31 protein-coding genes and 1 riboswitch are annotated in these 22102 nt (G+C 32.5%); of the genes, 2 read left to right on the top strand and 29 right to left on the bottom strand.

Going from position 1 to position 22102, the window contains the following annotated elements:
• The 7 genes from thiH to thiS form a co-directional block, all read right to left on the bottom strand.
• On the bottom strand, positions 1-1113 hold the full coding sequence (gene thiH / locus Q0958_RS09035; protein WP_299122393.1) for a 2-iminoacetate synthase ThiH: 1113 nt from the start codon (positions 1111-1113) through the stop codon (positions 1-3).
• A gap of 99 nt (positions 1114-1212) precedes the next feature.
• Entirely contained in the window at positions 1213-1983 is a 771-nt protein-coding gene (locus Q0958_RS09030; protein ID WP_299122186.1) for a thiazole synthase, read from the bottom strand.
• A 5-nt stretch (positions 1984-1988) separates the two neighbouring features.
• A complete protein-coding gene (gene thiE / locus Q0958_RS09025) occupies positions 1989-2639 on the bottom strand; it encodes a thiamine phosphate synthase (RefSeq protein WP_299122185.1) in 651 nt (216 codons plus the stop codon).
• 1 nt (position 2640) lies between these two features.
• The gene (locus tag Q0958_RS09020) at positions 2641-3408 is read right to left on the bottom strand and encodes a hydroxymethylpyrimidine/phosphomethylpyrimidine kinase (RefSeq protein WP_299122184.1); all 768 of its coding nucleotides are present in this window, start codon (positions 3406-3408) and stop codon (positions 2641-2643) included.
• 23 nt (positions 3409-3431) lie between these two features.
• Positions 3432-4034 (bottom strand): thiamine phosphate synthase, encoded by a 603-nt coding sequence (locus Q0958_RS09015; protein WP_299122183.1) that lies wholly within the window; start codon positions 4032-4034, stop codon positions 3432-3434.
• Between the two features lie 72 nt (positions 4035-4106).
• Complete coding sequence (gene thiC / locus Q0958_RS09010) at positions 4107-5963, bottom strand: phosphomethylpyrimidine synthase ThiC (protein ID WP_299122182.1); 1857 nt, start codon at positions 5961-5963, stop codon at positions 4107-4109.
• 43 nt (positions 5964-6006) lie between these two features.
• Positions 6007-6210 (bottom strand): sulfur carrier protein ThiS, encoded by a 204-nt coding sequence (gene thiS / locus Q0958_RS09005; protein WP_150900282.1) that lies wholly within the window; start codon positions 6208-6210, stop codon positions 6007-6009.
• Positions 6211-6272: 62 nt separating this feature from the next.
• Positions 6273-6367, bottom strand: a riboswitch (TPP riboswitch).
• Positions 6368-6579: 212 nt separating this feature from the next.
• Between thiS and Q0958_RS09000 the strand changes: the two genes are divergently transcribed.
• Positions 6580-6864: a hypothetical protein gene (locus Q0958_RS09000; RefSeq protein ID WP_299122181.1), complete on the top strand. Its 285-nt coding sequence runs from the start codon at positions 6580-6582 to the stop codon at positions 6862-6864.
• Positions 6865-6880: 16 nt separating this feature from the next.
• Positions 6881-7333, top strand: a complete 453-nt coding sequence (locus Q0958_RS08995) for a hypothetical protein (RefSeq protein ID WP_299122179.1) — start codon at positions 6881-6883, stop codon at positions 7331-7333.
• Between the two features lie 77 nt (positions 7334-7410).
• Here the strand turns inward: Q0958_RS08995 and Q0958_RS08990 are convergent, their stop codons facing one another.
• The 22 genes from Q0958_RS08990 to rplX all read right to left on the bottom strand — a co-directional run bounded on the left by Q0958_RS08990 (position 7411) and on the right by rplX (position 22096).
• Positions 7411-8364 carry an arginase gene (locus tag Q0958_RS08990; RefSeq protein WP_299122177.1) on the bottom strand — a complete coding sequence of 318 codons (954 nt, stop codon included), beginning with the start codon at positions 8362-8364 and terminating at the stop codon, positions 7411-7413.
• Between the two features lie 61 nt (positions 8365-8425).
• Positions 8426-9712 carry a citrate synthase gene (locus tag Q0958_RS08985; RefSeq protein WP_299122175.1) on the bottom strand — a complete coding sequence of 429 codons (1287 nt, stop codon included), beginning with the start codon at positions 9710-9712 and terminating at the stop codon, positions 8426-8428.
• Between the two features lie 216 nt (positions 9713-9928).
• A complete protein-coding gene (locus Q0958_RS08980) occupies positions 9929-10513 on the bottom strand; it encodes a hypothetical protein (protein ID WP_299122173.1) in 585 nt (194 codons plus the stop codon).
• 82 nt (positions 10514-10595) lie between these two features.
• Entirely contained in the window at positions 10596-11885 is a 1290-nt protein-coding gene (gene eno, locus Q0958_RS08975; RefSeq protein ID WP_235273047.1) for a phosphopyruvate hydratase, read from the bottom strand.
• A gap of 124 nt (positions 11886-12009) precedes the next feature.
• The gene (gene carA / locus Q0958_RS08970; protein ID WP_299122170.1) at positions 12010-13125 is read right to left on the bottom strand and encodes a glutamine-hydrolyzing carbamoyl-phosphate synthase small subunit; all 1116 of its coding nucleotides are present in this window, start codon (positions 13123-13125) and stop codon (positions 12010-12012) included.
• Positions 13126-13221: 96 nt separating this feature from the next.
• On the bottom strand, positions 13222-13695 hold the full coding sequence (gene rplQ, locus Q0958_RS08965; protein WP_150900289.1) for a 50S ribosomal protein L17: 474 nt from the start codon (positions 13693-13695) through the stop codon (positions 13222-13224).
• A 61-nt stretch (positions 13696-13756) separates the two neighbouring features.
• Complete coding sequence (locus Q0958_RS08960) at positions 13757-14749, bottom strand: DNA-directed RNA polymerase subunit alpha (RefSeq protein WP_150900290.1); 993 nt, start codon at positions 14747-14749, stop codon at positions 13757-13759.
• A 100-nt stretch (positions 14750-14849) separates the two neighbouring features.
• Positions 14850-15455, bottom strand: a complete 606-nt coding sequence (gene rpsD, locus Q0958_RS08955) for a 30S ribosomal protein S4 (protein ID WP_272149879.1) — start codon at positions 15453-15455, stop codon at positions 14850-14852.
• A 132-nt stretch (positions 15456-15587) separates the two neighbouring features.
• Complete coding sequence (gene rpsK / locus Q0958_RS08950) at positions 15588-15974, bottom strand: 30S ribosomal protein S11 (protein WP_272149880.1); 387 nt, start codon at positions 15972-15974, stop codon at positions 15588-15590.
• A 33-nt stretch (positions 15975-16007) separates the two neighbouring features.
• Positions 16008-16373, bottom strand: a complete 366-nt coding sequence (gene rpsM / locus Q0958_RS08945; RefSeq protein WP_272149881.1) for a 30S ribosomal protein S13 — start codon at positions 16371-16373, stop codon at positions 16008-16010.
• Entirely contained in the window at positions 16373-16489 is a 117-nt protein-coding gene (gene ykgO, locus Q0958_RS08940) for a type B 50S ribosomal protein L36 (protein WP_073316873.1), read from the bottom strand. The genes rpsM and ykgO overlap by 1 nt, the downstream gene beginning before the upstream one ends.
• A 12-nt stretch (positions 16490-16501) precedes the next feature.
• Entirely contained in the window at positions 16502-16717 is a 216-nt protein-coding gene (infA, locus tag Q0958_RS08935) for a translation initiation factor IF-1 (RefSeq protein ID WP_068206835.1), read from the bottom strand.
• Between the two features lies 1 nt (position 16718).
• Positions 16719-18038, bottom strand: a complete 1320-nt coding sequence (gene secY / locus Q0958_RS08930) for a preprotein translocase subunit SecY (protein ID WP_299122391.1) — start codon at positions 18036-18038, stop codon at positions 16719-16721.
• Positions 18039-18050: 12 nt separating this feature from the next.
• The gene (rplO, locus tag Q0958_RS08925; protein WP_235273049.1) at positions 18051-18500 is read right to left on the bottom strand and encodes a 50S ribosomal protein L15; all 450 of its coding nucleotides are present in this window, start codon (positions 18498-18500) and stop codon (positions 18051-18053) included.
• Between the two features lie 14 nt (positions 18501-18514).
• On the bottom strand, positions 18515-18697 hold the full coding sequence (gene rpmD, locus Q0958_RS08920; RefSeq protein WP_150900295.1) for a 50S ribosomal protein L30: 183 nt from the start codon (positions 18695-18697) through the stop codon (positions 18515-18517).
• An 11-nt stretch (positions 18698-18708) separates the two neighbouring features.
• Positions 18709-19233 (bottom strand): 30S ribosomal protein S5, encoded by a 525-nt coding sequence (gene rpsE, locus Q0958_RS08915; protein ID WP_150900296.1) that lies wholly within the window; start codon positions 19231-19233, stop codon positions 18709-18711.
• Between the two features lie 8 nt (positions 19234-19241).
• A complete protein-coding gene (gene rplR / locus Q0958_RS08910; protein ID WP_150900297.1) occupies positions 19242-19592 on the bottom strand; it encodes a 50S ribosomal protein L18 in 351 nt (116 codons plus the stop codon).
• Positions 19593-19611: 19 nt separating this feature from the next.
• Positions 19612-20157, bottom strand: a complete 546-nt coding sequence (gene rplF, locus Q0958_RS08905) for a 50S ribosomal protein L6 (RefSeq protein WP_272149884.1) — start codon at positions 20155-20157, stop codon at positions 19612-19614.
• A 12-nt stretch (positions 20158-20169) separates the two neighbouring features.
• Positions 20170-20568, bottom strand: a complete 399-nt coding sequence (gene rpsH / locus Q0958_RS08900; protein WP_272149885.1) for a 30S ribosomal protein S8 — start codon at positions 20566-20568, stop codon at positions 20170-20172.
• A 392-nt stretch (positions 20569-20960) separates the two neighbouring features.
• Positions 20961-21230 (bottom strand): 30S ribosomal protein S14, encoded by a 270-nt coding sequence (rpsN, locus tag Q0958_RS08895; protein ID WP_091891535.1) that lies wholly within the window; start codon positions 21228-21230, stop codon positions 20961-20963.
• Between the two features lie 3 nt (positions 21231-21233).
• The gene (gene rplE, locus Q0958_RS08890) at positions 21234-21785 is read right to left on the bottom strand and encodes a 50S ribosomal protein L5 (RefSeq protein ID WP_272149886.1); all 552 of its coding nucleotides are present in this window, start codon (positions 21783-21785) and stop codon (positions 21234-21236) included.
• Between the two features lie 2 nt (positions 21786-21787).
• Complete coding sequence (gene rplX / locus Q0958_RS08885; RefSeq protein WP_272149887.1) at positions 21788-22096, bottom strand: 50S ribosomal protein L24; 309 nt, start codon at positions 22094-22096, stop codon at positions 21788-21790.
• Between the last annotated feature and the right edge of the window lie 6 nt (positions 22097-22102).

The following is a 22102-nucleotide window of genomic DNA, read 5'->3' as shown; positions in this document are numbered from 1 at the left end:
TTATACAAATTGTTCCCAATCCTTCCAAACTACTTCTAATCCTTGTTCTTTTAGCATGGTAACTATTTCTTCTGTGCTTCTTTCGTCTGATATTTCAAACTGCTCTAATGATTGTGATTCAACACTATAACCTCCTGGATTGGTTTTAGATTCTGCACTCATAGAAGTAGCTCCTAAATTAACAATATTATTTCTAAATACTTCACTTTCTCTGGTAGACATTGAGAGTTCTAAATCTTCATCTAATAGCCTAAATGCACATATTAACTGTACCAAATCTGCATCAGTCATTTCTACCTTTGGTTCTAATCCACCAGAATGAGGACGTAAACGCGGAAACGATATTGAGTACTTAGTTTTCCAATAGGTTTTCTGTAAGTATTTAAGATGTAAGGCAGTAAAAAAACTATCTGCTCTCCAATCTTCTAATCCAAACAAAGCTCCCAATCCTATTTTATGTATTCCTGCTTTTCCTAAACGATCTGGAGTATCTAATCGATATTCGAAGTTTGATTTTCTCCCTTTTGGATGATGTTTTTTATATTCATCTCTATGATATGTTTCTTGATATACCAAAACTGCGTATAAACCACTCTCTATAAGCAACTCGTATTCTTCTTGATCTAAAGGCTGTACTTCTATAGTAATGTTTGAAAACTGTGAACGTATTAACTCTATAGCGTTCTTTATGTATTCAACACCAACTGTTCTATTGGCTTCACCTGTTACCAACAATATATGATCGTATCCTTTTTCTTTTAAAAAAGCTACTTCTTTTAATATCTCAGCATCTGTTAAGGTACGGCGCGGAATTTTGTTAGTTAAGCTAAAGCCACAATAAGTACATATATTTTGGCATTCGTTACTTAAATACATAGGAGCATACATTTGTATGGTATTTCCAAAGCGCTTTTTGGTAAGCATACGGCTTTTTTGTGCCATTTGCTCCAAATAAGGCCTTGCTGCTGGGGAAATTAGTGCTTTGAAATCTTCCAAATCTAGTTTTTCCTTTGACAAAGCTTGTTCCACCTCTCCTGCTGTTTTCTCAAAAATGCTTTGGAGGGTAGTATCCCAATTATATTGGTTGAATATGTTTTCAAAAGTTTGTTCTATCACAATTCACTTTTTGTTATTTCATCTTAAACGCTAATGAAATATGTTGCAATTCAATAATTCTTAAAAATTACTTTGTTAACTCCTTTTTAAACTGTCTTAATTTAAAAAACTTGTCAATGGACTACTTGCTTCTGCTTGTTTCCTTACAGGTGCTAATTTAGCCTCGTACGCCATTCTTCCTGCTTCTACTGCCATCTTAAATGCTTTTGCCATGGCTACTGGATTTTCTGAAACGGCTATAGCTGTATTTACTAATACTGCATCTGCTCCTATTTCCATTGCATGAGCTGCGTGCGATGGTGCTCCTATTCCTGCATCCACTATTACTGGCACATTAGACTGTTCTATAATTATTTCTAAGAACTCTAAGGTTTTTAATCCTTTGTTACTCCCTATTGGTGCTCCCAATGGCATTACACATTGTGCTCCTACTTCTTCTAATCGTTTACACAAAACAGGGTCAGCATGTATATAAGGCATAATTACAAAACCTTGTTTTACCAATTCTTCTGCTGCTTTTAGAGTTTCTATTGGGTCTGGTAATAAATATCTTGGATCTGGATGTATTTCTAATTTCACCCAATTTGTTTCCAATGCTTCTCTTGACAATTGTGCTGCAAAAACGGCTTCTTTGGCTGTTCTTACTCCTGAAGTATTGGGTAATAAATTTATTCTTGAATGATTTAAATGTGTTAAGATATCGTCATCTTCATTTTGTACATCTACTCTTTTTAACGCTACCGTTATTAATTCACTTTCCGATGCTAATAAAGCATCTCTCATTAATTGTGACGTACTAAACTTTCCTGTTCCTGTAAATAATCGTGAATTGAAAGTTTTGTCTGCTATTTTTAATTCTGTGCTCATAGCTTCTATTTATTATCACCCAATTTATACACCTGTTCATTAGTGCTCGGTGCTTTTAATATTTTATGAAATGCTCCTATTTTATTGAAGTCTTTAGTTATTTCTCCAGATACTGCAATACCATATACTCCTGTATTTATAATCTCTGGCACATCTTCTATAGTAATTCCTCCTATAGCAATGATTGGAGTTTCTGTTTTTAGTTCTTCTAATAATACTTGATAACCTACAGTTCCTAAAACTGGACTTAAATTCTTTTTAGTTTCTGTAAACCTAAAAGGTCCTAATCCTATATAGTCTACTTTCTTTTCTAAAAGTTTCTTACAATCCTCTAAAGTATTGGCTGTTCCTCCAATTGTATAGAATTTCCCTAAGTAATTACGTGCTTTTAAAGGACAAGTATCTTTCTTTCCTAAATGAACTCCATCTGCATTTACTTCTTTCGCTATTTTATAATAATCGTTAATAATTAGCCTTGTTTGAAAATGCGCTGTTATTTCTCTAGCTTTCTTAGCTGTTTCTAAAATTGTTTTAGGATCTAGTTTTTTTAATCGGAGTTGAACCCACTCTGCTCCCGATGAACATGCTCTCTGAATATTTTCTAAATGCTCTTCTGGAGTGCTTCCTTGTGTTATATAGTGTAATTTACTTACCATCTTAGTTATAATTATGAACTCCTAGTAAAGTTTCATTTGAATTTAAAAATTGTTCTGTATACCATTTTGCTTCTTTACAAGCATCTTCCAATGGTTTTTCATTTGCTATATTAGCTGCTAAGGCTGCTGATAATACACAACCACTACCATGCTTTTGAAAAACAGCTGCTGTGTTTGGAGGAATATTCATTTTTACAATTTTACTGTAATACACTTCATCCCATCCTTTTTTTTCTGTTCTATGCCCTCCCTTTAAATAAACATTTGTTTTTTCCGAAATAAAGTCAATTGTTTCCTCTATTGTCTTTTCTGGAAATAATGCTTTTATCTCTTCATAATTTGGAGTGATAAATTCACATTCTTTCAATACGTTTTCAAGTATTTCTAAGTTTTCCTCTGTGTGAAATTTAAAACCTGCACTTGCTTTTAATATAGGATCTAGAATTATTTTTATTGATGGATTTAATCCCTTCAATGTTTGTAATATTTCGAGTAAAATTTCCCACGATTGAACAATTCCAATTTTTACAACAGGAATAGTAAACCGATTAAAAAGCAATGTTATTTGCTCTAAAATCATTTCCTTTTCAATCCAGTTACAAGCTTTAAAATCAATGTCATTTTGAGCCGTTACTGCAGTACATACAGACAGTCCATACAAACCATGAGCTTCAAATGTTTTAATATCTGAAGTTATTCCTGCTCCACTTGATGGATCTATACCTGCGATAGTGAGTATATAGTTTTTTGTATCTTTTTTAATCGACATCTTAAAATTTTAGATGGAATAATTTACTGCTTTGTATTCTCTTCGTAACTACGTTTAATTTCCTTAAAACTCTCTACTGGATTTTCAGCATTCCATACTCCTCCTAAAACTCCTATTCCTTGAAATCCTAAAGTGAGTGTTTTACCAATTGTACTTGCATTTATTCCTCCCATACCTATAATAGTTTTATCTATATGATTTACATCAAAACCTCTTCCTTCATACCCTTTCTTAGATATTGATGAAAATACTGGACTTAATAAATGATAATCAAATTCAATATCGCAAGCTGCTAATTCTTCTGGCTCATGAAACGAACTACTCATTGTTTTTCCTATCATGTTTAATCCTATAAAATATTCTTTTCCATTCTCTAAAGCGTCTATTCTTTTTTGTTCCTGAAAATGAATTCCTTTTAAGCCAAACTCATTAATTAACTCATGAAAATAATGTGTTACAATTCTATCATGATATTTCTTATCAATTTGCTTCAAATAGCTAACATGCTCCTCATATGTTTTAGATGGTTTTCTAAAATGATAATACATTAATCCTTCTTCAAATAATTGATGTAAGATTTCTATTTCTTTATCTATATCTATTTCCGGTGCTATTAAAACAATCATGATATTGGTTTATTTATTATGAATTACGAATGTACAATTAACTGCTAACTGTACATTCGTATTCAACAAAGATTATAAGTATACTTCGGAACCCTTATCTTTAAACTCTTTCGATTTTTCTTGCATACCTTTTGCAAACACTTCATCTCCTTCTACTTTGTTTACCGCTGCAAAATCGCGTACTTCCTGTGATATTTTCATTGAACAAAACTTCGGTCCACACATAGAACAGAAATGTGCAATTTTAGCTCCTTCTGCTGGTAATGTTTCATCATGGTATTCTCTAGCTAACTCTGGATCTAACCCTAAATTAAATTGATCTTCCCATCGGAATTCAAATCGAGCTTTACTTAATGCATCATCTCTATGCTGTGCTCCTGGATGTCCTTTTGCTAAATCTGCTGCATGTGCTGCTAATTTATAAGTTACTACTCCTGTACGCACATCATCTTTATTTGGTAATCCTAAATGTTCTTTTGGTGTTACATAGCATAACATTGCACATCCAAACCAACCAATCATTGCAGCTCCAATACCTGATGTTATATGATCATAACCTGGAGCAATATCAGTTGTTAAAGGTCCTAATGTATAAAATGGCGCTTCATCACATGCTTCCAGCTGCTTATCCATATTTGCTTTAATCATGTGCATTGGAACGTGACCTGGTCCCTCTATAAAACACTGTACTTCGTGTTTTCTAGCTATTTGTGTTAACTCTCCTAAAGTTTCTAACTCTGCAAACTGAGCTTCATCATTCGCATCTGCAATTGAACCTGGACGTAATCCATCTCCTAATGAAAAAGCTACATCATAAGCTTTCATTATTTCACAAATTTCTTCGAAATGAGTATATAAAAAGCTCTCTTTATGATGTGCTAAACACCATTTTGCCATTATTGATCCACCTCTTGATACAATTCCTGTAACACGTTTTGCTGTCATTGGTACATAGCGTAAACGTACTCCTGCATGAATTGTAAAATAATCAACTCCTTGCTCTGCTTGTTCTATTAAAGTATCTTTAAATATTTCCCAAGTTAAATCCTCAGCAACTCCGTTTACTTTTTCTAATGCTTGATAAATTGGTACAGTTCCAACTGGTACTGGTGAATTTCTAATAATCCATTCACGTGTTTCATGAATATTCTTACCTGTAGATAAGTCCATAATATTGTCTGCTCCCCAACGACAAGCCCAAACGGCTTTTTCTACTTCTTCTTCTATAGAAGATGTTGTTGCCGAATTTCCAATATTTGCATTTATTTTCACCAAGAAATTACGTCCTAAAATCATAGGTTCTGCTTCTGGGTGATTTATGTTTGATGGAATTACTGCTCTTCCTCTTGCTACTTCTTCTCGTACAAACTCAGCAGTAATTTTTGAAGGAATACTAGCTCCAAAATCTTGACCTGGATGTTGTTTAGTTAATCTAGTCATTTCATCTATTCGTTGATTTTCTCGAATAGCGATGTATTCCATTTCTGGAGTAATTATTCCTTTTTTTGCATAATGTAATTGCGTTACATTTTGCCCTTTCTTTGCTCTCTTAGGTTTGTTTTTTAAGTTAAATCGTAAGTGATCTAATTTTTCATTATTCAAACGTTCATTGCAATATTCAGAAGAAAACTCATCTAATTCCTCAACATCTCCTCTATCTAAAATCCACTGCTCACGAATACGCTCCAATCCATTATGAATGTTTATTTCACAATTAGGATCTGTATAAGGTCCAGAAGTATCATAAACTGTTACTGGCTCATTAGGCGTTCTTTTTTTAGTCATTGAGTCTACGGTATCGCTTAACTCAATTTCTCGCATCGCTACTTTTATTTGTGGATGGATTTTACCTTCTACATAAATTTTCTTTGAATTTGGAAACGGCTGTCTTGTTACTCCTTTACTTGGAGCTGTATCTTTTTTCTTCATACTACTGTTTAATGAATCAAATTAGTTGTTGTTATTTATTTTTTTATCCTCCTTGAGTTGATTTTATAATTAAAACCTCGTCGTTATTTTGGAGTGTTTCTGAAGTCCAATTTTCTTTTTTTATGACATTATTATTTACAGCCAAAGCAATACCATTAGTTTGAACCTTAAGGTTTTCTATTAGTTCTTTTACTGTTAAATTATTTGAAAACTGGTGTTTATTTTCGTTTACTTTAATTAAAATCATATTCAATATTTAAAGTAAACTATAGAAGAATGCATAGTACTGACTTACATCATGCACTAAATTTTAAGATACTAACTTTTTCCTACGCTGGTGTTAACCATATCAGGTTCTAAGGATATTTCTCAAACTAGTTACCTAGCTACTCCTAAAGCTTACGTTGACAAATGTAAGTAATTATTTTTTATTGAGTTAATTATATTAAAAACTAACACGATATATTTATAAAATACTCATATTTTTTTATTTCTAAAAAAAGAAATTAACTAAAATAAATAAGGGAAAATATCAATATATAAAGGGTAAAAACCCCACCTCTACAAAGCTTGTTAAGATTAGTTTTGATAACCTAATTACAAACTTTATATAATTATGAAAACTGAAACTTTAACAGAAAACCAAACAGTAGTTGGAGGATGGTCTCCATACACAGCTTTAACTCCAGAAGATCGTAAAGTATTTGATGAGGCTATGGCTGGATTAGTAGGAGTTAACTATACTCCAGAACAAGTTTCTAAGCAAGTAGTTGCTGGAATAAACTACCGTTTTAAATGTGAAGCTTCTATGCCTCCTTCAATGGCAGTATGGCAAGCTATCGTAGAAATTTATCAACCTTTAGATAAGAAACCTCACGTTGTTGGTATTATTCGTTTATAATTTTTAAAATTATATCATGTCTACAACAATTCAAAGCGCAGTTAATTCGAATACTGAATTAGAAAAATTATCGAATGGAGATATTGGTATCATTGCTGAATATGCTTTTCAAAACCCATATTCTATAAATGGTCCATTCGGTACAATGGAACTAACACTTTCTAGTGATCATGCTTCTGGTGAAAACATTGCTATAGGCAGTATTAAAATTAATACGCTATGGGGATTAGGTTCTAGTACTAATCTTCATTTTGACAGTGTTGATAAGTTTAATGGAAGTACTGGATATACTTCAATTAATACAGAAGCAAAAGGTAGTATAACTGTTCGTCCAAATCCTCCGAAATTAATTAGAGCCAAGGTTATTATTTCTTTAGAACCTGGCTTTCATCAAGGTACAATTAGTATTGAAGGTTTTTTTAGCGATTTCCAAATAAAAGCTACTAGTATTCATTACTCTAACGAGTAATAATTAATTTTGATTTTTTACATAAAAAACGAGCCTTATTATAAGGCTCGTTTTATTTATGATTTGTGTGCAAGTAATTACAACTTTTCTATAGTTTTTGTTACTTCTTCTAGTACTTCAAAAGCTGTTTCAGCCATCTTATTTCCTTTAAAATCAAGTAAAGGATTTATTTCAACAAACTCTAAACAAGCTACTTTTTTACTTTCTAGTAATTGATTTATAATTGCTATTACCTCATGTTGATCGAAACCTTTTGGAACTGGTGTTCCTGTTCCATAAGAAACCATATCACAATCCATAGCATCAACATCAAAAGAAACATAAATTACATCACAATCTGATAATTTTTCTAAAGCTTCTTTTACACAAACTTCCAATCCTCGGTATCGAACTTCTGCAACCATATAGTTCTTAATACCGTGCTTCTGCATTTGCTTATCCTCTGGCTCTTCTGTGTCACGTACTCCAAAAAATACAATATCCTCTGGTAAAACTTTTTGCCCAGGTGTACCAATATTTTTCATTCTATCCCATAACTCACTAGTTTCTCTATCTACATCATTTATTTGACAATCTAAATTATCATCAGAAATAGCTGCTGATAATGGCATTCCGTGTATATTTCCTGAAGGAGAGGTATACGGTGAATGTAAATCTCCATGGGCATCAATCCAAACTACTCCTACTCTTTTGGTTGAGTTTGCTGATTTTACTCCACTAATAGTTCCTAAAGCAGATGAGTGGTCTCCTGAAATTACAATTGGAAATTTTCCTTCTTGCAAATTTACTTTTACATGATTACTCAATCTTTTACATTGATTAAATACACTGCTTATTCTCTTTGCAAATGAGTTATTTTCTTTATTGTAAACTGATTCATTTTCTGTAATTACATCTTCAAATTCGTAAGAATCAAAATAATTACTATTTCTATTAATAGCTGCTATTTCAACAGCATCAATTCCCATATCAGACCCACGTGTTCCAGCTCCAATATCCGACCTATTTTTGATAATTTTAATTTCTTTCATCATCAATTATATTTAATAAAAAATGTCATCTAAATTTTAAATGACATCTTTTACGATTTTTTTATCTTCTACTAAGTTTTACAAATTCTCTGTGGTTTTCTCCTGTATAAACCTGACGTGGTCTACCAATTGGTTCTTTACCTAAACGCATTTCTCTCCATTGAGCAATCCATCCTGGTAAACGTCCTAAAGCAAACATTACTGTAAACATTTCCACTGGAATTCCCATTGCTCTGTATATAATACCTGAATAGAAATCTACATTTGGATATAATTTACGCTTTACGAAGTATTCGTCATTTAAAGCTTCTTGCTCTAACGATTTAGCGATATCTAAAATTGGATCTTCAATTCCTAAGTCAGCTAATACTTCATCGGCAGCTACCTTAATAATTTTTGCTCTTGGATCAAAGTTTTTATAAACTCTGTGTCCGAATCCCATTAAACGGAAAGGATCGTTTTTATCTTTAGCCTTCGCCATGTATTTCTTAGTATCTCCTCCATCTTGTCTAATCGCCTCTAACATTTCTAATACAGCTTGGTTAGCTCCTCCATGTAAAGGTCCCCATAAAGCTGAAATTCCTGCTGATAAAGATGCGAATAATCCTGCATGAGATGATCCTACAATTCTTACTGTAGATGTAGAACAGTTTTGTTCGTGATCTGCATGTAAAATTAATAACTTATCTAAAGCATCTTTAATTATTGGATTGATTTCGTAGTCTTCATGAGGCTGCTCAAACATCATTTTCATAACGTTTTCTACATATCCTAATTTTGAAGACCCATAATTTAAAGGTAACCCTTGTTTTTTACGCATTGCCCAAGCAACTAATACTGGGAATTTAGCTAAAATTTTCACAATAGCATTATACATCTCTTCTTCTGAATCAACATTCACAGAAGATGGATTAAATGCTACTAAAGCACTTGTTAAAGATGATAACACTCCCATTGGGTGTGCATTCTTTGGGAAAGCCTCAATAATTTTCTTTACGTCTTCGTCAACAATTGCTTTCGAACGAATATCGTTATGAAACTTATCTAGTTGTTCTTTGTTTGGTAACTCTCCAAAAATTAATAAATATGCTACTTCTAAGAAATCAGCTTTTTCAGCTAAATCTTCAATAGCATAACCTCTATAACGTAAAATTCCTTCTTCTCCATTTAAAAATGTAATAGCACTTTGGCAAGAACCTGTATTTTTATATCCTGGATCTATAGTAATAAGCCCTCCAGTAGCTCCTCTTAATGTTTTAATATCAATTGCAGTTTCATTTTCTGTTCCTTTAACTAATGGAAACTCATACGTATTTTCGCCAATTTGTAATTTTGCTATATCTGACATTTTATTTCTTAAAATTTTTATTATTGAAGTGAGTTGCGAAGATACCAATTTTTGTAAGATTTTAAAAATAGGTATTCATAGATTTTTAATATGAAAAAATAGGAACTACTTATAACATAATTTGTTAAAAAAATTGTCTTTTATTCTTAAAAAAAACGATTTTGTATAAACCCTAAAATTTTAAAAATTCATTATTAACCGAAAAAATCATCTTTATTATTTTATCTGATTTTTCTTTATTTTTTTCAGTATTCTTGTTAAACTAGTAATAATTATATTATCTGCACTTTTAGAAAAACCAAAATCTTCATTATTTTTTGGAATATGCATTTTTCCAATTGCTGATTGAGAATATATTTTTTCAAGTAAATTTAAATCGTAAATTTCTAATGTAATTTCTCCAGAATTCTCTAAAGAAGACAATGTATTCCCTGTTTCTAAAAACCCAACTTCATCAGATATTTTCTTTGCTTTTATATTGATAAGATAATCATAACCTGTTCCATTTTTAATATCTTCTAAAATTGATTTACTTGGATTATTTGGAATAGTATTAGGTACAAATATTCCTCCCACATTAGTAGCTATTGAAAACCTCTTTCCTAATAATATTTTAAATTCTTCCTTAGCTATTTTTGTTAAAATATCTTGAATATTTTTGTGTGATTCAACATTTTTTAATAACCATTTCCCTTTTTGAAAATTCAAACTTGAGTTTACATTTCCAGAATGATAATATTTAGTTGAATGACAAGAAATAAAAGCAATTGTTGTAAGTATAATAAATATCTTCTTTTTCATAGTATTTTAATTAAAGTATAAAGAAACAAAAAACCTCGTTAGAAAATCTAACAAGGTTTGAATTATTGTATTTACTATACTTTTATTTTACTTTAAATGCTTTTTCTTGTGGAAAGAAAGCAACATCTCCAAGCTCTTCTTCAATACGTAACAATTGATTATACTTTGCCATACGATCTGAACGAGAAGCCGAACCTGTTTTAATTTGCCCTGTGTTTAATGCTACCGCTAAATCTGCAATAGTATTATCTTCTGTTTCTCCAGAACGGTGACTCATTACTGATGTAAACCCGGCGTTATGCGCCATATTTACTGCTGCAATTGTTTCAGTTAAAGTACCTATTTGATTTACTTTAATTAAAATTGAATTTGCAATACCATTTTCAATTCCTCTAGATAAACGTTCTACATTAGTTACAAATAAATCATCTCCTACTAATTGTACTTTATCTCCACAAATTTCAGTTAAATATTTCCATCCTTCCCAATCATTTTCATCCATACCATCTTCTATTGATATGATTGGATATTTCTCTGCTAAGGATGCAAGATAATCAGCTTGTTCTTTGCTTGAACGAACTTCTCCTTTGGCTCCTTCAAACTTCGTGTAATCATATTTACCATCTACATAGAATTCTGCTGCTGCACAATCTAAAGCAATCATTACTTCTTCACCAAATGCATATCCTGCATTTTTAGTAGCTAAAGCAATTGTTTCAATTGCATCTTCTGTTCCTTCTAATGTTGGAGCAAAACCTCCCTCATCTCCTACTGCAGTAGATAAATTACGATCGTGTAATACTTTCTTTAAATGGTGAAAAATCTCAGAACCAACTTGCATCGCCTCTGTAAAGTTCTTAGCCTTTACTGGCATTACCATAAACTCTTGGAATGCGATTGGTGCATCTGAATGTGAACCTCCGTTGATAATATTCATCATTGGTACTGGTAATGTATTTGCTGACACCCCTCCTACATAACGATATAATGGCAATCCTAATTCATTTGCTGCAGCTTTAGCAACGGCTAATGATACTCCTAAGATAGCATTGGCACCAATTCTAGATTTATTTGGAGTTCCATCTAAATCAATCATTAACTGGTCAATCATGTTTTGTTCAAAAACTGATACTCCTAATAATTCTTGAGCGATTAATGTGTTTACATTCTCTACAGCTTTTAACACACCTTTCCCCATATATTTATCACCTCCATCACGCAACTCTACTGCTTCATGCTCTCCTGTTGAAGCTCCTGATGGAACTGCAGCTCTCCCCATAACTCCATTTTCTGTAGTTACATCTACTTCTACTGTTGGATTACCTCTTGAATCAAAAATTTGACGTGCGTGAATGTTGATTATAATACTCATAATTGTTTATTTTTAATATAGATTCCCGTGAATTTAAACTCACGGGAATGCTATTTTTATACTTGCTAATTTACTAATTGTGTCCGATTATTGGTTATTTGTGTAAAACTAATTACGAAAACGTTTACGCTTCTACCTTTGCCTTTTTTATATTTTCTATAAACTGATCGAATAAATATTCTGAATCATGTGGCCCTGGACTTGCTTCTGGGTGATATTGTACTGAAAATACGTTTTTAGACTTCATTCTAATTCCTGCTACCGTATGATCATTTAAATGTACATGTGTAATCTCAACATCAGCATGTGCTTCAGTTTCTTCTCTATTGATAGCAAATCCGTGATTTTGAGAAGTTATTTCTCCCTTTCCTGTAAGTAAATTCTTTACAGGATGATTAATTCCCCTATGCCCATTATGCATTTTATAAGTAGAAATCCCATTAGCTAAAGCAATAACTTGATGTCCTAAACAAATACCAAATAGTGGTAAATTTCTTTCTATTATTTCTTTTGCTGTATTTTGTGCTTCTACTAATGGCTCTGGATCACCAGGTCCATTAGAAATAAAGTAACCATCAGGATTAAAATCGCTCATTTGTTCGAAACTAGCATTGTATGGATATACTTTAACGTAAGCTCCTCTTTTTACTAAGTTTCTTAAAATATTCTTTTTAATTCCTATGTCTAAAGCCGATATTTTAATAGATGAATTCTCATCTCCAACAAAAAATGGTTCTTTAGTAGATACTTTCGAAGCTAATTCTAATCCTTCCATATTTGGAGTTTCAGCTAATTGCTTCTTTAACTCATCAATATTATCAATCTCTGTTGAAATAATAGCATTCATTGCTCCATTATCTCTGATGTAAGAAACCAATGCTCTAGTATCTACATCAGATATAGCAACTAGATTATGTTTTTCAAACCAATCGTATAAGTTACTATCAGAATCTACTCTCGAGTGTGTGAAACTAAAGTTACGGCAAATTAAGCCTGATATTTTTATACTTTCAGATTCATTTTCTTCATTATTGATACCATAATTACCAATATGAGCATTTGTAGTTACCATCATTTGTCCAAAATAAGATGGATCTGTAAAAATTTCTTGGTAACCTGTCATTCCAGTATTGAAACAAATTTCCCCTGTAGCTGTTCCTTCTATTCCGATAGATTTTCCGTAGAAGATAGTTCCATCTGCTAATAGAACTAATGCTTTTTTACGTGCTTGATATTTCATTTAGTGTGTTGTGTAATTTGTATGCAAAAATATATAAAAAAAGGGATAAACATTAAATGTTTATCCCCTTGATATAATTTATAAAAACTTTCATTTTTATTCTTCTTCTTGTGAAGTTGTAGTTTCAACAGCAGCTTCAACTTTCTTCGCACCACCACGACGGCTACGACGAGTACTCTTCTTAGCTTTGTTTCCTTTTGGATTGTATAATTCGTTGTAATCAACTAATTCTACCATTGCCATAGGAGCGTTATCTCCCTGACGGTTTCCTAATTTGATGATACGAACATATCCTCCTGGTCTGTCTCCTACTTTTACAGAAACTTCTTTGAATAATTCTGTAACAGAGTATTTATTACGTAAGTAACTAAATACAACACGACGGTTGTGAGTTGTGTCTTCTTTAGACTTAGTAATTAAAGGCTCAACAAACTTACGTAAAGCTTTTGCTTTCGCAACTGTTGTATTAATACGCTTGTGTTCAATTAATGAACAAGCCATATTTGCTAACATCGCTTTTCTGTGCGCTGTTTGTCTACCTAAATGATTAAATTTCTTTCCGTGTCTCATGACATTTGGTTTTTAGCTCTCATCTTGCTTCAACCCACTAAGGGGAGCAAAATATGAAAGGTTAATCTCTATCTAATTTATATTTGCTTAAATCCATTCCGAAACTTAAGTTTTTGTTTGCCACTAACTCATCTAATTCAGTTAACGACTTCTTACCAAAGTTTCTAAATTTCATTAAATCACTTTTGTTAAATGATACTAAGTCTCCTAAAGTATCTACTTCTGCAGCTTTTAAGCAGTTTAAAGCACGAACTGATAAATCCATATCAACTAATTTCGTCTTTAATAACTGACGCATATGTAATGATTCCTCATCATATGTTTCAGTTTGAGCAATTTCATCTGCCTCTAATGTTATACGCTCATCTGAGAATAACATAAAGTGGTGGATTAAAATTTTAGCTGCCTCTGTTAATGCATCTTTTGGATTGATAGAACCGTCAGTATCGATATCGAAAACTAATTTTTCGTAATCTGTCTTTTGTTCTACACGGAAGTTTTCTACACCATACTTTACATTCTTTATAGGAGTGTAAATAGAATCTGTAAAAATTGTTCCTAATGGAGCTCCTGCTCTTTTGTTTTCTTCAGCTGGTACAAAACCTCTACCTTTTTCGATAGTGATTTCTGCATTGAAGTTTACAGACTTATCCATGTTACATAATACTAAATCTGGGTTTAGTACTTGGAAACCTGAGATAAATTTTTGTAAATCTCCTGCCGTTAATTGCTCTTGACCAGATACTGCAATAGAAACTGTTTCTCTATCAGACTCTTCAATTTGCTTCTTAAAACGAACTTGTTTTAAGTTTAAGATGATTTCTGTTACATCTTCTACAACACCTTGAATAGTTGAAAACTCGTGATCAACCCCGTCAACACGTAATGATGTAATTGCGAACCCTTCTAAAGAAGATAATAATACTCTTCTTAAAGCGTTTCCAATTGTTAATCCAAAACCTGGTTCAAGAGGTCTGAATTCGAATCTTCCTGAAAAATCAGTAGATTCAATCATTATTACTTTATCAGGCTTTTGAAAATTTAAAATTGCCATAGTTTTTGTTCTTCTTTTTAATTGTTATTCAGTTGCGCGGTTTATAAGTTTGAAGAAGTTCAAATAAACCCTTTGGCTGAATTTCAATATGATTAATTTATTATTTAGAGTATAATTCTACGATTAATTGCTCTTTAATGTTCTCAGGAATTTGTAATCTTTCTGGTGCTTTAATAAAAGTTCCAGATTTTTGATCAGCATTCCAGCTTAACCATTCGAAAACATTGTTGTTAGATGCTAATGAATTCTCAATAGCTTCTAATGACTTAGACTTTTCTCTTACAGCAACAACATCTCCTGCTTTTAAACTATAAGATGGGATGTTTACGATTTCACCGTTTACAGTAATGTGACGGTGAGATACTAATTGACGTCCTGCTCTTCTAGAGTTAGCTATTCCTAAACGGAATACTACGTTATCTAAACGAGACTCACATAATTGTAATAAAACCTCACCTGTAATTCCTTTAGAAGCAGATGCTTTTTTGAATAAGTTTCTAAACTGACGCTCTAAAATACCATAAGAGTATTTAGCTTTTTGCTTTTCCATTAATTGGATAGCATATTCAGATTTCTTTCCTCTTCTTCTAGCATTTCCGTGTTGCCCTGGAGGGAAATTTCTTTTTTCGAAGTTTTTATCTTCTCCGAAGATTGCCTCGCCAAATTTACGAGCAATTTTAGTCTTTGGTCCTGTATATCTTGCCATTTCTTAATAATTTAGTAGGGATTATGAATTAAGGCTAACTCCTTCGATAATCTTATTCCTACTTTTGTTTAAAATATAATTTGTTGCGTACAAAAGTACACTAAAACAAAATATAAGTTGATTTACATCAACTTATACTCTTCTTCTTTTAGGTGGACGACATCCATTATGAGGAATAGGTGTAACATCAATAATTTCTGTTACTTCGATTCCTGAATTGTGGATAGATCTGATTGCAGACTCTCTACCGTTACCTGGTCCTTTAACATACACTTTTACTTTACGTAAACCTGCTTCTTTTGCTACGTTAGCACAATCTTCTGCTGCTAATTGAGCTGCATAAGGAGTGTTCTTTTTAGAACCTCTGAAGCCCATTTTTCCTGCAGATGACCAAGAAATAACGTCACCTTTTTTGTTTGTTAAAGAAATAATAATGTTGTTGAATGATGCAGTTACGTGAGCTTCACCTACTGATTCAATTACAACTTTACGTTTTTTTGTTATTTTAGACTTTGCCATAATTCTTTACTATTAGTAAAAAATAATCAGTGATTATTTTTTCTTGTTAGCTACAGTTTTTCTCTTACCTTTTCTTGTACGAGAGTTATTCTTAGTTCTTTGTCCTCTTAAAGGTAAACCTAATCTATGACGAATACCTCTTTGACATCCGATGTCCATTAAACGTTTGATGTTTAACTGAACTTCCGAACGTAACTCACCTTCAATGGTAAAAGTTCCTACTTGCTCACGAATCGCTGCAATTTGATCATCAGTCCAATCTTGAACTTTGATACTCTCATCAACTTTTGCATTTGCTAAAACTTCTTTAGCTCTGCTGTTTCCTATACCAAAGATGTAAGTTAAAGCGATAACACCTCTTTTATTCTTTGGAATATCTATACCTGCTATTCTTGCCATTACCCTTGTCTTTGTTTAAATCTAGGATTCTTTTTGTTTATTACGTATAATCTGCCTTTTCTGCGCACTATTTTGCACTCGGCACTTCTTTTCTTTAATGATGCTCTTACTTTCATCAGTGTGTTTTTTTAATATCTGTAAGTAATTCTTGCCTTAGTTAAATCGTATGGACTCATTTCTAATTTCACCTTATCTCCAGGTAATAATTTGATATAATGCATACGCATTTTTCCTGAAATGTGAGCCGTAACAATATGTCCGTTCTCTAATTCCACTCGAAACATTGCATTTGATAATGCTTCTGTAATGGTTCCGTCTTGTTGAATTGCTGGTTGCTTAGCCATACTATTTTAACGATTTTCTGTTACTGTTACCTGTTTTCATTAAACCGTCATAACGACTGTTTAATAAATACGAATTGATTTGCTGAATGGTATCTATTGCAACTCCAACCATAATGATTAAAGATGTTCCTCCAAAGAACATTGCCCAGTTTTGAGTAACTCCAAACTTAACAATGATTGCAGGTAAAATAGATAACGCTGCTAAAAAGATAGACCCTGGTAATGTTATTTTTGATAACACTGAATCTAAAAAGTTAGCTGTTTCTTCTCCTGGTTTATATCCAGGAACAAAACCATTACTTCTCTTTAAGTCTTCAGCCATTTTGTTTGTTGGGATTGTAATCGCCGTATAAAAATAACTAAAAACAATAATTAAGAAAGCAAATATAACATTGTACCATAACCCGAAATTATCAGTTAAACTGTTTAATGCTGGGAATTTTTGACCTAAAGCTACTGGTAAAAACATAATAGCTTGTGCAAAAATAATTGGCATTACTCCAGCTGCATTCAATTTTAATGGAATGTACTGGCGAGCGCCATCAACATCTTTAATGTTTGTAACTGCTGTACGACGTGCATACTGAACTGCTACTTTACGTACTGCTGTAACTAATAATACGGTTAACAAGATTACTACAAACCAAACTATTAATTCGATTAATATCATCATTATTCCTCCAGCTCCTGCCGTTTGCTTAGAAAGCAATTCTTGAATAAAAGCAGCTGGGAAATTAGCAATAATACCAACAGTAATTAATAACGATATTCCGTTACCAACTCCTTTATCAGTAATACGCTCTCCTAACCACATTGCAAAAATTGTTCCTGCACTTAAAAGAATAATTGATGACACCCAAAATTGAACTCCTGTTACTAAAAATGCTTCAGGTCCTAATCCCATTTGGTTTTGAATAATACCAATATAGGTTGGTGCTTGAAACAATGTAATAGCAATAGTAAGCCATCTTGTTATTTGCGTAATCTTCTTACGTCCACTTTCTCCATCTTTTTGTAATTTCTGTAAATATGGTACCGCAATACCCATTAACTGAACTACAATAGATGCTGAAATGTAAGGCATTATACCAAGTGCCATAACTGACGCTCTAGCAAATGCCCCTCCTGTAAATGCGTTTAATAAACCTAAAAGACCTTCGGAAGTACTGTCTTGTAAAGCTGATAACTGTGTTGGGTCAATTCCAGGTAATGGAACTGCCGCCATAAAACGGTAAACAGCAATTAAACCTAAAGTTAAAAGTAATTTCTCTTTTAACTCTTCTATCTTCCAAATATCTTTTAAAGTATTTATAAAATTCATCATTTACAATTCTTATAAGGTAACTGCCTCACCACCTGCAGCCTCAATAGCCGCTTTTGCTGATGCAGTAAATTTATGTACAGTTATATTTAATTTAGCTTTTAATTCTCCACCACCTAATATTTTTACTAAGTCGTTTTTACGAGCTAAACGATTTTCTACTAAAACGTCTAAATTAACTGTATCTGTAATTTTTCCGCTATCTACTAATCCTTGTAATTTGTCTAAATTAACACCAACGTATTCTTTACGGTTAATGTTTGTGAAACCAAATTTAGGTACACGTCTTTGAAGTGGCATTTGTCCTCCTTCAAATCCTACTTTACGAGAATAACCAGAACGAGACTTAGCTCCTTTGTGACCTCTAGCAGCAGTACCACCTTTACCAGAACCTTCACCACGTGCAATTCTCTTAACTTTCTTAACAGATCCCTCTGCTGGTTTTAAGTTGTGTAAACTCATGATTATATATTGTCTTATTTAACTTCCTCTACAGAAATTAAGTGTTTAACTGTATTTACCATACCAATAATAGAAGGAGTTGCCTCGTGCTCTACTGTTTGGTTCATTCTTCGTAATCCTAATGCCTCTAAAGTTCTCTTTTGATTTTTAAGGCGACCGATTTGACTTTTTACTTGTGTAACTCTAATTTTACTCATCGTCTTAAATTTTAACCGTTAAAAACTTTCTCTAAAGAAATACCTCTTTGCTTAGCAATAGTAGCTGCACTACGTAACTGTAATAAAGCATCAAAAGTAGCTTTTACTACGTTATGTGGATTAGAAGATCCTTGAGACTTAGATAATACGTCTTTAATACCAACTGATTCTAATACTGAACGTACTGCACCACCGGCAATAACTCCCGTACCATGTGAAGCTGGTTTAATAAAAACTTTTGCTCCTCCAAACTTACCTTTTTGTTCGTGAGGTAAAGTTCCATCTAAAATAGGAATACGTACTAAATTTTTCTTTGCATCTTCTACTGCCTTAGCAATTGCAGAAGCAACATCTTTAGACTTTCCTAATCCGTGACCTACAACTCCATTACCATCTCCAACAACTACGATAGCAGAGAATCCAAATGCTCTACCTCCTTTAGTTACTTTAGTAACACGTTGTACACCAACTAATTTATCTACAAGCTCTAATCCGCTTGGTTTTACTCTTTCTACGTTTTTATATCCTAACATAATATAATTTCTTAAAATTTTAAACCAGCTTCTCTAGCAGCATCTGCTAATACTTTTACTCTACCGTGATATAAAAAACCATTTCTATCGAAAGAAACTGTTTCAACGCCAGCTTTAACTGCTTTTTCAGCAATTGATTTACCTACTGCTGTAGCTGCCTCTGCTTTAGAACCAGATGCAATTCCTTTATCTCTTGATGAAGCTGATACTAAAGTTACTCCAGCTACGTCATCAATTAACTGAGCATAGATTTCTTTGTTACTTCTAAAAACTGATAATCTTGGTTTAGCAGCTGTTCCTGTAACAACTTTTCTAATTCTATACTTAATTCGTTGTCTTCTTTCAAGCTTTGATAATGCCATAATAATTTCTCTTAATTTATTATGCAGATTTACCTGCTTTTCTTCTTAATACTTCTCCTACAAACTTAATTCCTTTTCCTTTGTAAGGCTCTGGCTTACGGAAAGAACGGATTTTTGCTGCAACCTGACCAACTAATTGTTTGTCATGTGAAGATAATTTAATGATTGGATTTTTACCTTTTTCAGATACTGTCTCAACCTTAACCTCTGGAGCTAAATTTAATACTATGTTGTGAGAGAAACCTAAAGCTAAATCTAATTTTTGCCCTTGGTTAGATGCTCTATAACCTACACCTACTAACTCTAATTCCTTAGTATATCCCTTAGTAACACCTTCAATCATATTATTGATTAAAGCACGATATAAACCGTGAGCTGCTCTATGGTCTTTACTATCTGATGGTCTTTCAACTGTTAAAACACCATCTTCGATTTTTACAGTAATATCAGATTTTAACTCTTGAGCCAACTCACCTAATTTACCTTTTACTGTAACCACGTTTCCGTCTACTTTTACTTCAACACCTTGTGGTAATGCGATTGGATTTTTTCCTATTCTACTCATTGTACAAAGTGATTAATAAACGTAACATAATACTTCTCCACCAACGTTTTCTAGTCTTGCTTTCTTGTTAGTCATTACACCTTTCGATGTAGAAACGATAGCAATACCTAATCCGTTTAATACTCTTGGCATCTCTTTTGAACCAACGTATTTACGTAAACCTGGTGTTGAAATTCTTTGAATCTTTCTGATTACTGATTCTTTCGTGTCACGGTCATATTTTAAAGCTATCTTGATAGTTCCTTGAACTTTATCATCATTAAATTGGTAGCTTAAAATGTAACCTTGATCGAACAAAATTTTCGTCATTTCCTTCTTCAACTTTGAAGCAGGAATCTCAACTACTCTGTGATTTGCTGCAATAGCATTTCTCACTCGAGTAAGAAAATCCGCAATTGGATCTGTATACATAATTAATTAAATTTCGGTTTTGGTTTTCAATATTTTGTTTTTTATTGTTTGATAATAAACAGCTACTGAACCTGAAACCAGTTAATATTCATTTTTTGTTTTTCAGAAATAAATCACTTGCAAGGCTTTGTTAATTAATAACAGTTACTTACAAGACATAATTTACCCTATAAAAAACAGAGTGCAAATATACATATTTTTTTTAAAATTCAAACGTTTTTAAATCTTATCATTTTGACTCTTAATTTATTGGAACAAACTAGGTCTAATTTCTATCTATTTTCAACTTAAATTAAGCCAAGTAATCTATGGTATATAATTTTAGAAAAAGCAAAAAAGGCATATAGCATTTTACTGCTATATACCTTTTTTAATTTATAAAAACGTGCTGTTTACCAGCTTGCTTTTTTTACTCCTGGAATTAATCCTTGGTTAGCCATTTCACGGAAAGTTACACGTGAAATTCCGAACTGACGCATATATCCTTTTGGACGACCAGTTAATTTACAACGATTGTGCATTCTAATTGGTGATGCATTCTTTGGTAATTTTTGTAACGCTTCATAGTCTCCAGCTTCTTTTAAAGCCTTTCTCTTTTCTGCATACTTTGCTACCGTTTTAGCTCTTTTGCGCTCACGCGCTTTCATTGATTCTTTAGCCATCTTTTAGTTCTTTTTAAATGGTAAACCTAATTCTCCTAATAATGATTTAGCTTCTTTATCAGTGTTTGCAGATGTTACAAAAGTAATATCCATACCACTAATCTTTTTTACTTGATCAATATTAATTTCAGGATAGATGATTTGTTCAGTAATACCTAAATTGTAATTACCTCTACCATCAAAACCGTTAGCTTTGATTCCGTTAAAGTCTCTTACACGTGGTAAAGAAGCTGTAACTAATCTATCTAAAAATTCGAACATTTTATCACCTCTTAACGTAACTTTTGCACCAATTGGCATTCCTTTACGTAATTTGAAGTTTGCAACGTCTTTCTTAGAAATTGTTGGAACTGCTTTTTGACCTGTGATAGTAGTTAACTCATCAACAGCATATTCAATTAATTTCTTATCTGCTATAGCTGCACCTACACCTTTACTTACAACAATCTTTTGTAATTTAGGTACTTGCATTACATTGCTATAACCAAATTCATCAGTAAGAGCTTTGATAACTCTGCTCTTGTACTCTTCTTTTAATCTTGGTACGTAACTCATGGTTATATTGCTTTATCTGATTTTTTTGAAAATCTTACTTTCTTATCTCCTTCTACTTTATAACCAACTCTTACTGCTTCGCCATTTTCAACTAATGCAACGTTTGATATATGTAATGGAGCTTCTTTCTTTACAATTCCTCCTTGAGGATTAGCAGCGCTTGGTTTAGTGTGTTTAGACACCATATTAACACCTTCTACTAAAACTCTATCTTTATCTTTAAGAATTTGTAAAACTTTACCTTCCGATCCTTTGTGATCTCCTGCTAATACTTTAACAGTATCTCCTGATTTAATTTTGAACTTCTTCATCTTAAT

It is taken from the genome of uncultured Tenacibaculum sp. (assembly GCF_947499065.1).
Lineage (GTDB): Bacteria > Bacteroidota > Bacteroidia > Flavobacteriales > Flavobacteriaceae > Polaribacter.
The sequence above is the reverse complement of the archived record's forward strand: the minus strand, read 5'-3'. Positions and strand labels throughout refer to the sequence as shown.

What these genes read in the sequence shown, in the direction of transcription:
- Q0958_RS09030 (WP_299122186.1), bottom strand. Translation starts at nt 1,983, where the DNA reads ATGAGCACAGAATTAAAAATAGCAGACAAAACTTTCAATTCACGATTA.
- thiE (WP_299122185.1), bottom strand. Translation starts at nt 2,639, where the DNA reads ATGGTAAGTAAATTACACTATATAACACAAGGAAGCACTCCAGAAGAG.
- Q0958_RS09020 (WP_299122184.1), bottom strand. Translation starts at nt 3,408, where the DNA reads ATGTCGATTAAAAAAGATACAAAAAACTATATACTCACTATCGCAGGT.
- Q0958_RS09015 (WP_299122183.1), bottom strand. Translation starts at nt 4,034, where the DNA reads ATGATTGTTTTAATAGCACCGGAAATAGATATAGATAAAGAAATAGAA.
- thiC (WP_299122182.1), bottom strand. Translation starts at nt 5,963, where the DNA reads ATGAAGAAAAAAGATACAGCTCCAAGTAAAGGAGTAACAAGACAGCCG.
- thiS (WP_150900282.1), bottom strand. Translation starts at nt 6,210, where the DNA reads ATGATTTTAATTAAAGTAAACGAAAATAAACACCAGTTTTCAAATAAT.
- Q0958_RS09000 (WP_299122181.1), top strand. Translation starts at nt 6,580, where the DNA reads ATGAAAACTGAAACTTTAACAGAAAACCAAACAGTAGTTGGAGGATGG.
- Q0958_RS08995 (WP_299122179.1), top strand. Translation starts at nt 6,881, where the DNA reads ATGTCTACAACAATTCAAAGCGCAGTTAATTCGAATACTGAATTAGAA.
- Q0958_RS08990 (WP_299122177.1), bottom strand. Translation starts at nt 8,364, where the DNA reads ATGAAAGAAATTAAAATTATCAAAAATAGGTCGGATATTGGAGCTGGA.
- Q0958_RS08985 (WP_299122175.1), bottom strand. Translation starts at nt 9,712, where the DNA reads ATGTCAGATATAGCAAAATTACAAATTGGCGAAAATACGTATGAGTTT.
- Q0958_RS08980 (WP_299122173.1), bottom strand. Translation starts at nt 10,513, where the DNA reads ATGAAAAAGAAGATATTTATTATACTTACAACAATTGCTTTTATTTCT.
- eno (WP_235273047.1), bottom strand. Translation starts at nt 11,885, where the DNA reads ATGAGTATTATAATCAACATTCACGCACGTCAAATTTTTGATTCAAGA.
- carA (WP_299122170.1), bottom strand. Translation starts at nt 13,125, where the DNA reads ATGAAATATCAAGCACGTAAAAAAGCATTAGTTCTATTAGCAGATGGA.
- rplQ (WP_150900289.1), bottom strand. Translation starts at nt 13,695, where the DNA reads ATGAGACACGGAAAGAAATTTAATCATTTAGGTAGACAAACAGCGCAC.
- Q0958_RS08960 (WP_150900290.1), bottom strand. Translation starts at nt 14,749, where the DNA reads ATGGCAATTTTAAATTTTCAAAAGCCTGATAAAGTAATAATGATTGAA.
- rpsD (WP_272149879.1), bottom strand. Translation starts at nt 15,455, where the DNA reads ATGGCAAGATATACAGGACCAAAGACTAAAATTGCTCGTAAATTTGGC.
- rpsK (WP_272149880.1), bottom strand. Translation starts at nt 15,974, where the DNA reads ATGGCAAAGTCTAAAATAACAAAAAAACGTAAAGTTGTAATTGAATCA.
- rpsM (WP_272149881.1), bottom strand. Translation starts at nt 16,373, where the DNA reads ATGGCAAGAATAGCAGGTATAGATATTCCAAAGAATAAAAGAGGTGTT.
- ykgO (WP_073316873.1), bottom strand. Translation starts at nt 16,489, where the DNA reads ATGAAAGTAAGAGCATCATTAAAGAAAAGAAGTGCCGAGTGCAAAATA.
- infA (WP_068206835.1), bottom strand. Translation starts at nt 16,717, where the DNA reads ATGGCTAAGCAACCAGCAATTCAACAAGACGGAACCATTACAGAAGCA.
- secY (WP_299122391.1), bottom strand. Translation starts at nt 18,038, where the DNA reads ATGAATTTTATAAATACTTTAAAAGATATTTGGAAGATAGAAGAGTTA.
- rplO (WP_235273049.1), bottom strand. Translation starts at nt 18,500, where the DNA reads ATGAGTTTACACAACTTAAAACCAGCAGAGGGATCTGTTAAGAAAGTT.
- rpmD (WP_150900295.1), bottom strand. Translation starts at nt 18,697, where the DNA reads ATGAGTAAAATTAGAGTTACACAAGTAAAAAGTCAAATCGGTCGCCTT.
- rplR (WP_150900297.1), bottom strand. Translation starts at nt 19,592, where the DNA reads ATGGCATTATCAAAGCTTGAAAGAAGACAACGAATTAAGTATAGAATT.
- rplF (WP_272149884.1), bottom strand. Translation starts at nt 20,157, where the DNA reads ATGAGTAGAATAGGAAAAAATCCAATCGCATTACCACAAGGTGTTGAA.
- rpsH (WP_272149885.1), bottom strand. Translation starts at nt 20,568, where the DNA reads ATGTATACAGATCCAATTGCGGATTTTCTTACTCGAGTGAGAAATGCT.
- rpsN (WP_091891535.1), bottom strand. Translation starts at nt 21,230, where the DNA reads ATGGCTAAAGAATCAATGAAAGCGCGTGAGCGCAAAAGAGCTAAAACG.
- rplE (WP_272149886.1), bottom strand. Translation starts at nt 21,785, where the DNA reads ATGAGTTACGTACCAAGATTAAAAGAAGAGTACAAGAGCAGAGTTATC.
- rplX (WP_272149887.1), bottom strand. Translation starts at nt 22,096, where the DNA reads ATGAAGAAGTTCAAAATTAAATCAGGAGATACTGTTAAAGTATTAGCA.